The sequence below is a fragment of the Aquabacter albus genome (assembly GCF_040049275.1).
Classification (GTDB): domain Bacteria; phylum Pseudomonadota; class Alphaproteobacteria; order Rhizobiales; family Xanthobacteraceae; genus Aquabacter.
This window is the reverse complement of sequence record NZ_JBDZDT010000008.1, coordinates 180,474-192,913: the sequence shown is the minus strand read 5'-3', so window position 1 is coordinate 192,913 and position 12,440 is coordinate 180,474. Positions and strand designations below refer to the sequence as shown.

Here is a 12,440-nt window from a genome sequence, read left to right as displayed (position 1 = left end):
AGATTGTCCCCCCGAAACAATAAATGACTAAATCATAGCCTCACGAACCGATAAGTAAGTAGCGAAGTTCCTTCGGCGAAGATAGTGGGCAAACGCAGAGGGCGGTGAGATGCGGCCCTCGCACGCCAGCGCTTGAGGTCGGCCATGCGCGCGAAAATTGCATAAAATATCAAAGATAATCAGTGTGTTGTATTTCTCCGTTGATGTCCTTTCAGCCTCCATTGCAAGTGATGATTTGCGAGTTTCTGCTTCTCCAAACGAGAAACCGACCTTGTCCTGTGGACGACGGGCCTTTGGCAACTCGAGATCCTAGAGCTTAATGGGGTGGGGTGAAATATTTTGAAATAATTCAGAATTCATAATTTGTACGTTAATTGATCTTGTAGATTCTAAAACAGAAGCTGGCGTGCGAAAGATTATCTAGAGGCATTGGAAGGAACACGCTTGGGATAAAGCGCCTGCGCATCATTCTGGCTCCTCCTCACTTTGTATGGTCATGAGAGTTCTTGAACAGCAGCATGCGTGCTCCGGGAAGCCGGCTCCCCCGATCCGAATATACTGACCGATGATGATGCGCCCGGCGGCATCGCCCCCGCCATATCCCCCTGGCTTTATCCCGCCGGCCGATTGCGCGCGGTGATGCGGTAGACGGCGGCTGGAGGAATGTTGAGCATGGCCCGGCCGACGAACGTCGCCTTGAGGCCGAGACGGTCGAGCACTGGCCGTGGGACCGGGCACACCGGGCCGTAGGTGAACTGATAAAAAGAGCCACGCGGCCGCATGTACCCGAAGGCACCGGCCAGGATCGCCACGGTGGTCCGCAGGCTCATGTTCAGCAGCGGCAGGCCGCTGATTACGGCCCCAAGGGGCGCGTCCGAGAACAATTGGCGTCGGGCGAGGCGCCCGGCATCCATCTGCAGCACCCGCGCTGCCGGGAAGCGGCCCCGCAGCATCTCTGCGAATTCCGCGCCGTACTCGACCAGGGTCAGCCTGTCCTCAGGGACGCCGCGGGCCAGGAGAGCACGGGTGAACACGCCCGTGCCGGGGCCCAGCTCGAGGACGGGACCGCTATGCGGGCCGACTTCGCTGGTGATCAGGTCGGCGAGAGCCCGGCCGGAGGGGGCCAGGGCGCCGACAAGCCTCGGGGCGGAGATCCAGGCGCGAAGGAAATGGAACGTATCCGGCGTGATGGTGTGCGACATGTGGAGGGCGGTATCCGTCGAATGAAATATGGCTGTGCTCCGACCCGTGGCCTGCACTGGGGGCACCCCTGTCGGCATCTCTGCGGGAGCCGGGTTGCGGCAGCATTACGGGAGGAGGATCAATGAGCCTCCACCGGCGCTGTCGGCAAGGTGATCCGGAACCGCGCGCCGCCGTTCGATCCTTCGAGCGCTTTGATGGAGCCGCGATGGAGCCGCACGATCTCGCTGACGAGGTGCAGCCCCAGCCCCGCCCCCTTGCTGCGCGGCCGTAGCCGCTGGAACGGCTCGAAGATGCGGCTCCGGTCCTGCTCGGGAATGCCGGCTCCCTCGTCCGCAACCTCCAGGATGCCTCCGCTTGCCACCCGCACGGTGATGCAGCCTTTCCGGCCCGCATGGTCGATGGCGTTCTGCACTAGGTTTGTCAGCACGCGCTCCAGAGAGAGCCGGTCCCCCATCACGCGGCCCGACCGCGCCTCGGCCTCGAACGACATTTCAAAGCCCGCCGCGATGGCGAGCGGCGCAAGGTCGGCTGTCACCTGCCGGCCGAGATCCACAAGGTCGATGGTGCCGAAATCGGTTGGATGCAGCGCCACGCGCTGCAGGTCGAGCAACTGGTCGGCGAGCGTCGACAGGCGGGCGAGATCCGCCAGCAGGCGCGTCCGCTCGGGACTGGCATGCAATGCCTGCAACCGGGTGCCGAGGATGGCGATGGGCGTGCGCAGTTCGTGCGCCGCGTCGGTCAGGAAGCGTTGTCGGCGCTCATAACCTTCATCGAGACGGCCGAGCGCATCGTTGACCGCCCTGACCAGGGGGATCACTTCGCGTGGCACGTTGCGCACGGGGAGGCGGGCGCCGCGGTCGTCCACATCGATCAGGGTCGCGCCGGCGGCAACCGCATCCAGCCCCGCCAGTGCCCGCCGGACCACCAAGGGCGTGGCGATCACGGTAGCGAGGGTCATCAAGGCCAGCGTGGGCAGGATGACGCTGGCGAAGACCATGAACGCAGCCAGGGCGATCTGCCTCGGGCCGATGCTTCCGCCCGGGCCGGTGAGTACCTGGATGTCGCCCGCCGAAGCCGTCGTGATCCATTTCATCCGCGCGGTCGAGCGGGCGGTATCGCCCAGGTTCCAGCCGAGCCGCGCCTGGCCGACCCCGTCCAGCGAGGCACCGACGCCGGCGAATTCGGGGGGTATCGCCCCCTCGCTGAGCGATCGTCCCTGCCGGTCGCGCAAGGAGAACCACAAGTCCGGAGCCTCGCGCCGCATCCGCGTCAGTTCAGGTGTTTGGCGCAGCGCGAGGCCGCCATCCGCGTCGCGCACCGCTGCATCGCCGATGGCGGCGATGACGGCATCCTCCGGTTCGAGATGGACGAGGTAGCCGCAGCTCCACAGGGCCGAAAGGATCAGCGCCATGAAGATGATGAGGATGCCCGCCTGCAGGGCCACCAGCCGCGAGACGAGGCGCCAGTTGAGCGAGCAGGATCTCTCGCTACTCATGCGGCGGCACGCAAAAGATAGCCGACGCCGCGGATGCCGTGGATTTCCACGCCTGCGCCGACTTCCGAAAGCTTGCGCCGCAACCGCGATATGTGGGCGTCGAGCGCGTTCGATTGCACCTCGTCCGCAAATCCGTAGACGGCCTCCTCCAGCGCCGCGCGCATGACCGTGCGCCCCAGGCGCCGCAGCAGCGTCTCCAGCACCAGAAGTTCACGGCGCGGCAGATCCAGCCGCCGGCCGTCGATGCTCGCCTCCCGGTGCACCTGGTCGAACGACAGGCGCCCCGCCTGGACCATTTGCGGAGCGAGCGTGCTGGGCCGGCGCAGCACCGCCCGCAGCCGCGCCAGCAATTCCTCCACCGCGAACGGCTTGGCGATGTAGTCGTCCGCGCCGGCATCAAGGCCGGCGACCCGGTCGGCCATGTCGCCGCGCGCGGTCAGCATGATCACCGGCACATTGCCGGCACCAGTCCTGGCCGTCCCGCGCAGCTTTGCCAGAAGCGACAGGCCGTCACCGTCCGGCAGTTGCCGGTCCAGGAGCACGACGTCGTGCAGGGGATCGGCGAGCGCCTCTTCCGCTTCGGCAAGCGTCGCCACATGGTCGAGCACAATGTCGTGGCTGTGAAGCGCGGCATGGAGCGCCTCGGCCATTTCGGGCTCATCTTCGACAAGGAGGACACGCAAGAAATTCTGGCTTTCGCGATGCTGACAAGAGTCGCGCTAACGCACCAGCATTGCGGCTACATTACGTATGCTTCCTCGCTGCCCGTGGGCGGAACATCGTTAAAGGCGCTGCTCGATGGCAATGGCGTAAGGATCGGCGTGGCAAGGAGCCTCTGGCTTGGACCCTGGACGTCGGCGGCAAAAGCAGTAAGGTCCCGCCCGCCTCAAGAGCGCCTGCTTCAAGCCAAAGACACACCTTCCTCTCGGGTTTTCCTCCACCCGCCCCAATTACCGCTGAAGGACGCCGAGACCGTGCACGACAGCCACTCTTATTCGCCGCATCTCTCGCTGGCCAAAGACAAGATCCGCGTGCTGCTTCTTGAAAACGTCAATGACAGCGCCGTGGAACTGATGAAGGCTGCGGGCTATGCCAATATCACCCGCGTTCCCAAGGCGCTTGACGGCGAGGCCCTGAAGGAAGCCATCAAGGGCGTGCACATCCTGGGCATCCGCTCGCGCACGCACATCACCGCGGAGATCATGGAAGCGGCGGACCGGCTGATCACCATCGGCTGCTTCAGCGTCGGGACCAACCAAGTGGATATCGACGCGGTCCGCGCCTATGGCGTTCCCGTGTTCAATGCGCCCTTTTCCAACACGCGGAGCGTCGCGGAGTTGGTTATCGGCGAGATCGTCATGATGATGCGGCGTGTGGTGACGAAGTCCAATGCGGCGCATGAGGGCCGCTGGGACAAGTCCGCGACCTACAGCCATGAGGTCCGCGGCAAGACACTCGGCATCGTCGGCTACGGCAATATCGGCTCGCAGCTCTCCTACCTCGCCGAAGCCATGGGCATGCGGGTCATCTTCTACGATCACACGGACAAGCTGCGCCACGGCAATACGGAGCCGACCGTAAGCCTCCGCGAACTGCTGGCGCACAGCGATGTGGTCAGCCTCCACGTGCCCGAGACGGCGGCCACCCACGGGATGATGGGCCGCGACGAGATCGCGGCGATGAAGCCCGGCGCCTATCTCATCAATAACAGCCGCGGCACGGTGGTGGACCTCGACGCCCTCGCCGAAGCCCTGCGCGCCGGCAAGCTCCGCGGCGCGGCCATCGACGTCTTTCCGGTGGAGCCCGGCTCCAACAGCGAGCGTTTCGTGACGCCGCTCCAGGGCTTGGACAATGTCATCCTGACCCCTCATATCGGCGGTTCGACCGAGGAAGCTCAGGAGCGCATCGGCACCGAGGTGGCGCGCAAGCTGGTGGATTACAGCGACACCGGCTCGACCGTGGGCGCGGTCAATTTCCCCCAGGTGCAGCTGCCGCCGCGTCCCCTGGGAACGCGGTTCATCCAGGTCCAGCGCAACTTGCCGGGCATGCTCGGCCGGTTGAACGAGGTGCTCGCGCGCCACTCCGTGAACATTGCCGCGCAATATTACGAGACCCATGCCGATATCGGCTATGTGGTGCTCGACGCGGATGCCTCGGCTGCGGACAGCCAGCGTGTCCTGGAAGATATCCGCGCGCTGGAAGGCACCATCCGCGCCCGGCTGCTCTATGAGTACAAGGTCTGAATTGGCGCGGGCAGTGGATTGGGCAGGTTTTCGGCCTGCCCAATCCACCCGTTTACGCCGGTCGCTTGTCTCACAGCGCTTGCGCGGGACAGATCTTGCGCGCGATCACGCCGCCGAGGAGCGCGCTGCGGGCGTGCAGATCTCGCTTCTTCTATGCTTGGTCTCGGCGCGGATGAGATCGGCTTCGACCATCGCGCTGCACAGCTCCTCGACCGAGGTCTTGGGACGCCACCCGAGCAGCCGCAAAGCCTTATCAAGATCACCCTGCAGGATATCGACCTCCGCGGGGCGCCTCAGCGCGGGATCCACATAGACCAGTTCTCGCCCCGTTTCCGCGCAGTAGCCGCGCTCGGACGCTCCGGCTCCCCGCCACACAAGCGCTATCCCCGCCGCCTGGAACGCCATGGCCGCAAATGAGCGCACGGATTTCGTCGTGTTGGTCGCAAATATGTAAGTGTCCGGCTGGTCCGCCTGCAGGGTGGCCCAGATCCCTTCCACATAATGCCCCGCGAACCCCCAATCCCGGTACGTGTCGAGGGTGCCGAGAGCCAGTTTCTCCTGCGCTCCGTATTTGATCGCGGCGACGGAAGAGGTGATCTTCCTGGTCACGAACTCCAAGCCCCTCAGGGGTGACTCGTGATTGAAGAGAATTCCGATACCCGTGAAGATTCCATAAGATTCACGATAGTTTATGGTCATCCAATGCGCGAACAGCTTTGCGACGCCATAAGAACTTCGCGGATAGAAGGGTGTTTCCTCGGTCTGGGGCATGGCCTGCACCTTGCCGAACATCTCCGCCGACGATGCCTGGTAGAAGCGAATGCGCGGGTTTACGATTCGGACGGCTTCAAGCAGGTTCAGAACGCCCATGCCGGTGATCTGTGACGTCTGCGACGGTTGCTCAAAGGAGCTGCCCACAAAGGTCTGCGCCGCGAGATTATAGACTTCGTCGGGTTGGCATTCCTGCAGAAGCCGAATGGTGCCGCCGAAGTCCGTAATGTCGTGATTTACGATATGCAGGTTCTCGTGATCCTGGATTCCGAGATACTCCAGGCGCCAAAAGGTTGCAGAGCTGGATCGCCTGTAGGTGGCATGGACCTGATACCCCTTTTGAAGGAGGAGGCGTGCCAGATAGGGGCCGTCCTGGCCGGTAATGCCCGTAATCAGCGCTGTCTTCACTGTCTTCATGGCGCGCTCTCGACATAATGGATTTCCCGCAGCTTTTCCTTCCGGTCCAACGGTTCGGTATCGGCTGAAGGAGGATGAGTTTCCGGCTGAAGACCATCGCCATGAGAAGCGGCCGGTATCGTCTCGAGGATGTCGGCGGGCTCGGCGCTCGAATGGCGGATACTCTCGACGAGATCCCCGTCGTTTATCGACCGCTGGAGCGTGGGGAATTCCGCGAAGCCTTTCTGGGAGGCCAGGCGCTCCCGATGCAGCCGCCAGGCGTGCTCCACGAATGCGCGGAAATTCTTCTTGAATGTCCGCGTGGAGAAGCGCTCCGCATGCGCCCTGATGCGGGCGGGGTCGAACGTGTGCGAGGGCATGCGTTCAAATACTTCCACGATGTCGCGGATCGCGGCAGCGGACTGTTCGCTGAAATGAAGGCCCGTGACGCCATCCAGCACCGTTTCGCTGGCGCCGCCTCGCTCGAAGGCTAGGACCGGCACCCCGCAGGCCTGGGCTTCCAGGGGGGCGATGCCGAAGTCCTCCTCCGCGGCAAAGATAAACGCCTTCGCGCCCTGCAAGAGCCGCAGCAGGTCCGAATGCTCCTGGAAGCCGAGTATGGATATGTTCTCGGTCGCAAGCGATCTCACCCGCCGCATCTCCGGCCCGGTTCCGACGACAAGCAGTCGGCGATCCGGCATGCGTGAAAAAGCTTCGACGATAAGGTCGACTTTCTTATATGGAACGAAGCGTGAAGACGTAATGTAATATTCGCCTTTCTCATTACCGGGGGGAAAGGCATCGATATCAACGTTGGGATAGATCACGATCGAATTTCGGCGATAAGCCTTGGCGATGCGGCGTGAAATATAACTGGAGCACGCGATGAAATGATCCACGCTAAAGGCGGTACGCGTGTCCCACATGCGCATGCGATGGAGAATTATTCGCGCGGCTATTCCAATCGCCCCTTTGCCATTACTTTTCTCACGAAGATAGTGTTCCTGCAGATCCCAGGCATAGCGCATCGGGCTGTAGCAGTAGCACAGGTGCAGTTGATCCGGGCCGGTAATAACGCCCTTTGCAACTGCATGGCTGTTGGAGATGACGACATCATAATTCGACATATTGTGCTGCTCGATTGCCAGGGGCATGAGCGGCAGGAAGTAGCGGTACCATTTACGGATGTGGGGAATATGCTGGAGCCAGGTCGTTTTCGGATGGCGTCCGCCGAGTCGCTTGCGGTCTTCCTCGGGAAGATAGTCGATCAGGCAAAAGAGTTCCGCGTCCGGGAACTCCTCCAGCATAGCAGCCAATACCTTTTCGGAGCCTGCATAGGTGATCAGCCATTCATGGACGATAGCGATCTTCATGCCCGTCTCCCGAAAGCTGTGGGCCAGTCGACAGGCCAGATCTATGCAATTCGCGTGGATCGCGCTTAAGAGATTACCCTACGTGATTTTAGGGGTCCTCGGATCACTTTCAGCTTGTCGAAAGGGACGGCTCTTTATCCAATTGGAGAGGCACAGTACTCCTTTGATATTCGGGTGCCGCCATCTCCTGCCGCCTGCACGGCGCTTTCATCGGGGAGCCTGCTGGTCGCCGTTCGCGAACATCGCCGTCACATGCTGCATGAGCGCTTTCGCCTGCGGCGAGAGTCCACCTCGCCGGCGCTGGATGAGCACATTGCCGCGAATGGTGTTGAGGAAAGGCGAGTAGCAGCGTGCCAGATCATGGTCGCGTGACAAGGCGATCGGAAAGAATTCCGGAAGGATGGTCACGCCGAGCCCGCGGGCCGTCGCATCCAGCAAATATTGCACCGAGTTGGTCTCGATCCTGATCGCGATGCCGTGGTTCTTGTTGTGGTTGCGCACCAGCCGGCCGAGCGCCGAGCCGGCGTCGAACGAGATCAGGGAGACGCCCTTCGGCCATTCAGGATAGCCTGAAATCACCGCCTCATCGAAATGCCGAGGCGAGAAGACAATGGCCAGCTTCTCCCGGAACAGCGGGGTCTGCTGGATGTCGGGCGGAAAGTCCGCATTCTCGTGCACGATGCCGAAGTCGAACTCGCCGGTCGAAACCTTGTTGACGATGACCGAGCTGCTGAATTGCTTGATCCCCACGGAGAGCAAGGGGTTCTTCTTAGACAGCGTGGCGACGAGATCCCAGATCCGATCGATGAAGCTGAAGGTTTCGATCGCGCCGAACACGATCTCGCCCTGGAGACACGGCGTCCCCCGGTCGAGCTCCAGCACGGCGGTATCGATCTCGTCGAACACCGGCTGCAGCCGCCCGAACAGGATTTCGCCCTGCGGCGTCAGTGTGACGCCGCGCGTGGTGCGCCGGAACAGCCGCACGCCAAGGCTGCTCTCGAGGGTGCTCATCTGCTTGCTGAGCGCGGGCTGCGATACGCCGATGAGCCCTGCAGCCTTGTGCAGGCTGCCGAGTTCCGCGACACGCAGGAAAGTCCTCAGATGCTGGTCCGCAAACTCGCGCGTCCGGTCCGACAAGGCCGCCTCCGTCCCCGCTCCAGTGATAACCCCACGTTATACCGGCAACAACCAGTGCCGTCTTCCGCCGGAGGCGGGCCGTCCGCACATTCCAACGCACAGTCACAGCCAGAGCTTGGGCGGGGGGCGCAACATGCCGCTTTCGTGTGTCGCAATAAGGCACGTTGCCTTTGAGCATCTCGGCACGCTTGGCCCGCTCCTGGCCGAGCGCGGCTTCGAGGTGCGCATGCTCGATGCAGGAGCGGGTCGGCTCGATGCGCACGCGCCGCTCGACGCTGATCTGCTGATCGTGCTGGGCGGCCCGGTCGGGGTCTGTGAGGCGGACCGGTATCCGTGGATCGCGGACGAACTGGCCATCCTTAAGCGGCGCCTCGCGGCTGGGGGGCCCACCTTCGGGATCTGCCTCGGCGCGCAGATGATGGCAGCCGCGCTCGGCGCCGGTGTGCGGCCCGGTCCGGCCAAGGAAATCGGCTGGGCGCCAGTGGAGTTGGTGGCAGAGGCCGCATCCTCGCCGCTCCGCCATCTGGAGGGGGTGCCGGTGCTGCATTGGCACGGCGACAATCTCGACCTTCCCGACGGCGCACTCAGCCTCGCCGCGACGCCTCTGTGCCCGCACCAGGCGTTCGCGCGCGGCCCCAACATTCTCGGCCTGCAATTCCATGCCGAGGTGGATGCCGACGAAATCGAGGCGTGGCTGATCGGGCATGCCGCCGAGATCGCGGCAGCCGGCATCGATCCGCGGACCCTGCGCGCCGACAGCGCGGCGCACGGTCAGAGATTGAAGACCGCGAGCCGCGCGCTCTTTGCCGAGTGGCTCGACGCCGTCAACTGGAACTGGCGCTAGCATGCCGGAGGCCCCCATGATCGCTCCCGAACTCGTCGTTTCGCAATGGTTCAACAGTCCGGGCCTGCTGACGCTTGCCGGCCTGCGCGGACGACCCGTGCTCGTGCACGCGTTCCAGATGCTGTGTCCGGGCTGCGTGTCCCACGGAACGCCGCAGGCTCAGCGCGCCCACGATTTGTTCCGCGGCTCGGACCTTCAGGTCATCGGCCTGCATGCGGTCTTCGAGCATCACGCCGCCATGACGCCGGTCTCGCTCGCCGCCTTCATCCACGAATATCGCTACACATTTCCGATCGCGGTCGACCAGCCGTCCGGTACGGGCCCGATTCCCGAGATCATGGCCCGCTACGGAATGCGCGGGACGCCCACGAGCATCCTCATCGGCCGCGACGGAACGATCCGCCATCATGGCTTCGGACAGGACAGCGACATGGCGCTCGGCGCCATGATTGCGGCGGAGCTCGCCGGCACGCACCCTGCGTCGCCGCCGGCATCGATCTCCGAAGCCGCGGCCGGATGCGGGGGCGGAGCGTGCGAGGCGTGATGACGCCTATCGACATCCTCTATTGCGGAACGCTGGCGCCGCTTGGCCCGCGGGCTGTCGCCAGCGGCATCGCCAAGCGGCCCATGCCCGGCCCGTGGACGATCACCCGTACCGGCATCGTCGGCGACGCCCAGGGCGACACCCAGCATCACGGTGGCCTGGAAAAGGCGATCCATCATTATCCGCACGACCATTACGCCGCGTGGCGGTTGGAGAACCCGGACGTTCCCGCCTTCCACCGTGCCCCCGCATTCGGCGAGAACATCTCGACGGCGGGCCTCACCGAGGATGATGTCTGCGTAGGTGACATCTATCGGCTTGGCGGCGTTCGTCTCCAGATCAGCCAGGGCCGCCAGCCATGCTGGCGGCTGGGCGCGCATTCCGGCTGGCCCGAGCTGCCGAAGCGCGTGCGCGCGACGGCACGAACCGGCTGGTACTACCGCGTGATCGAGGCCGGCGAGGTGGTGCCGGGCAGCCCCTGCCGCCTCGACCATCGGCCGAGGCCGGAATGGACCGTGGGCCGCCTGATGCGGGCGATGCTCGCCCGCGAGATCGACAGGGATGAACTCGGCCTGATTGCCGAGATTCCCGAGCTCAGCGAAGGATGGCGGCAGACGTGCCGCAAGCGGCTGGCCGCAGGCAAGGTCGAGGATTGGGGAGCGCGTCTCGATGGCCCCGCTTAGAATTCCGCTCGCTGGAGCGTGCCGTCATCGCGATCTGCCATGGGGTGAATTCCCATAGCGGGCCGTACTTCTGGGCCGCGGAACAGTTCGCCGCCGGTGTTGCGGCGCGCCGGCAGATCCTAAGCGTTCTGCGCAGCGCGTTTCCTTCCTGTGCGCACCGGCGCGGCAGCGACCTTTCGGACCTCCGTCATGGCGGCCTCGAGAGGCTGTCCTGAGGCATCCTCGAGCTTGAGCGGGCCGATCCTGCGGCCGGTCGTCCTCTCCACCAGGATGGAATGGGGTTCGCCGGGCTCGAAGCAGTGCGTCTCGCCCCATTGGCGCAGGCCCACAAGGATGGGAAACAGCGCTGCCCCTTTTGCCGTCAGCAGATAGTCATGATGCGCGCCGCCATCCTCCGGCGGCACCATCTCCAGGATGCCACAGTCCACCAGCCCCTTAAGGCGGGCTGAAAGGATGCCCCTGGAAATGCCGAGGCTGGACTGAAAGTCGCTGAACCGGCGCATGCCGTCAAAGGCGTCGCGCACGATCAGCAGTGTCCACCAATCTCCGATCAGGTCCAGAGCGCGCGCCACCGGGCACTCGGCTTCCTCCATGCTCTTCCGCTTCATTTCTTGCTCCGGGGATGCGTGGCTTGGTTCTAAAATAGAACTAGACAGGCTTCATTCCAAATGGTTCGATAATAGAACTAGAAATGGAGCGGAGCCCCATGGCGGAGCACCCTGAGGATATCGCCACCGAAACCGGCGCACCCCGCCGCAATAGCCCGGCGCGGGTTGCCGTGGTTCAGTTCAACCCGCAGGTCGGGCTGGAGAATCGCGGGGCCAACCTTGCCGCCGTCGAGCAGCGGCTCAACACGGCCGTCGCGGAGGGCGCAGACCTCATCGTGTTGCCGGAGCTTGCCACCACCGGCTACACCTTCTTCTCCCGCAAAGAGGCCTATGCCCATTCCGAGCCCGTGCCGTCCGGCCCGACGGTGCGCGGCTGGGAGGAGTTCGCGCGGACGCGCGGCGTCTACATCGTCGGCTGCCTGCCGGAACTCGATGGGGCGAAGCTCTATGACACCGCTGTTCTGGTGGGGCCGGAGGGCTTCATCGGCAAGTATCGCAAGACCCATCTCTGGAACGAAGAGAAGCTGTTCTTCACTCCCGGTGACCTCGGCTATCCCGTGTTCGACACGCGGATCGGCCGCATCGGGCTCCTCGTGTGCTGGGACATCTGGTTCCCAGAGACCGCACGCATCGTGGCGCAGCAGGGCGCGGACATCATCTGCATTCCCACGGGCTGGGTGTGGACGCCGCCGCCCCTCTATGACGCCAGCGGCATCTGCATGGCGGCCTACCTCGCCATGACGGCCGCCCACGCCAACACCGTTTTCATCGCAACCGCCGACCGCATCGGCGTGGAGCGCACCTCCGGCTTCATGGGCAACTCGCTCATCGCCTGCACCAATGGCTGGCCCATCGGCCGCATCGCGGGACCGGACGAAGACACCATCCTCTATGCTGACATCGACGTGGTCGCGACACGCACGGCGTCCATCTGGAACCAATTGAATGACCTGCCCCGCGACCGGCGCGTCGATCTCTACGACCAGATGCTCGGCTATCGCGGTGGCAGCGCGCTGCCCCGCTGAGGACAACAGCAATGGAGACGCCCGAAAGCATCTCCAGCCGGCGCTCTGCGTTGGCGACGGCCGGCCCACCATTGCAGGTCATATCGCCGCTGGGCAGGCCTTAGGCAGCAGAACCACA

12 protein-coding genes are annotated in these 12,440 nt (G+C 63.8%); 5 read left to right on the top strand and 7 right to left on the bottom strand.

Going from position 1 to position 12,440, the window contains the following annotated elements; genetic code table 11:
* Positions 1-611 precede the first annotated feature (611 nt).
* The 3 genes from ABLE91_RS21105 to ABLE91_RS21095 form a co-directional block, all read right to left on the bottom strand.
* Positions 612-1,202 (bottom strand): class I SAM-dependent methyltransferase, encoded by a 591-nt coding sequence (locus tag ABLE91_RS21105; protein ID WP_348934026.1) that lies wholly within the window; start codon positions 1,200-1,202, stop codon positions 612-614.
* 119 nt (positions 1,203-1,321) lie between these two features.
* The gene (locus ABLE91_RS21100) at positions 1,322-2,698 is read right to left on the bottom strand and encodes a sensor histidine kinase (protein WP_348934025.1); all 1,377 of its coding nucleotides are present in this window, start codon (positions 2,696-2,698) and stop codon (positions 1,322-1,324) included.
* On the bottom strand, positions 2,695-3,381 hold the full coding sequence (locus tag ABLE91_RS21095) for a response regulator transcription factor (protein WP_348934023.1): 687 nt from the start codon (positions 3,379-3,381) through the stop codon (positions 2,695-2,697). The genes ABLE91_RS21100 and ABLE91_RS21095 overlap by 4 nt, the downstream gene beginning before the upstream one ends.
* 291 nt (positions 3,382-3,672) lie before the next feature.
* On the opposite strand from ABLE91_RS21095, the gene serA reads away from it, so the two are divergent.
* Positions 3,673-4,941 (top strand): phosphoglycerate dehydrogenase, encoded by a 1,269-nt coding sequence (serA, locus tag ABLE91_RS21090; RefSeq protein WP_348934021.1) that lies wholly within the window; start codon positions 3,673-3,675, stop codon positions 4,939-4,941.
* A gap of 105 nt (positions 4,942-5,046) precedes the next feature.
* On the opposite strand, the gene gmd is transcribed toward serA, so the two are convergent.
* From gmd to ABLE91_RS21075, 3 genes are all read right to left on the bottom strand, one after another.
* Positions 5,047-6,129 (bottom strand): GDP-mannose 4,6-dehydratase, encoded by a 1,083-nt coding sequence (gene gmd / locus ABLE91_RS21085; protein ID WP_348934019.1) that lies wholly within the window; start codon positions 6,127-6,129, stop codon positions 5,047-5,049.
* Positions 6,126-7,481, bottom strand: a complete 1,356-nt coding sequence (locus tag ABLE91_RS21080; protein WP_348934018.1) for a glycosyltransferase — start codon at positions 7,479-7,481, stop codon at positions 6,126-6,128. Before ABLE91_RS21080 ends, gmd begins: the two co-directional genes overlap by 4 nt.
* A gap of 207 nt (positions 7,482-7,688) precedes the next feature.
* The gene (locus ABLE91_RS21075; RefSeq protein WP_348934016.1) at positions 7,689-8,618 is read right to left on the bottom strand and encodes a LysR family transcriptional regulator; all 930 of its coding nucleotides are present in this window, start codon (positions 8,616-8,618) and stop codon (positions 7,689-7,691) included.
* 133 nt (positions 8,619-8,751) lie between these two features.
* Here ABLE91_RS21075 and ABLE91_RS21070 point away from each other — a divergent pair, with 133 nt between their 5' ends.
* From ABLE91_RS21070 to ABLE91_RS21060, 3 genes are read left to right on the top strand one after another with little or no spacing between them, the layout of a single operon-like run.
* A complete protein-coding gene (locus ABLE91_RS21070; RefSeq protein ID WP_348934015.1) occupies positions 8,752-9,462 on the top strand; it encodes a glutamine amidotransferase in 711 nt (236 codons plus the stop codon).
* Between the two features lie 16 nt (positions 9,463-9,478).
* On the top strand, positions 9,479-10,006 hold the full coding sequence (locus tag ABLE91_RS21065) for a peroxiredoxin family protein (RefSeq protein WP_348934013.1): 528 nt from the start codon (positions 9,479-9,481) through the stop codon (positions 10,004-10,006).
* The gene (locus tag ABLE91_RS21060; RefSeq protein ID WP_348934011.1) at positions 10,006-10,689 is read left to right on the top strand and encodes an MOSC domain-containing protein; all 684 of its coding nucleotides are present in this window, start codon (positions 10,006-10,008) and stop codon (positions 10,687-10,689) included. The genes ABLE91_RS21065 and ABLE91_RS21060 overlap by 1 nt, the downstream gene beginning before the upstream one ends.
* Positions 10,690-10,808: 119 nt before the next feature.
* Here ABLE91_RS21060 and ABLE91_RS21055 read toward each other — a convergent pair whose 3' ends face one another.
* On the bottom strand, positions 10,809-11,297 hold the full coding sequence (locus ABLE91_RS21055; RefSeq protein WP_348934010.1) for a winged helix-turn-helix transcriptional regulator: 489 nt from the start codon (positions 11,295-11,297) through the stop codon (positions 10,809-10,811).
* Positions 11,298-11,395: 98 nt separating this feature from the next.
* On the opposite strand from ABLE91_RS21055, the gene ABLE91_RS21050 reads away from it, so the two are divergent.
* A complete protein-coding gene (locus tag ABLE91_RS21050; RefSeq protein ID WP_348934008.1) occupies positions 11,396-12,322 on the top strand; it encodes a nitrilase family protein in 927 nt (308 codons plus the stop codon).
* The last annotated feature ends 118 nt before the right edge of the window (positions 12,323-12,440 follow it).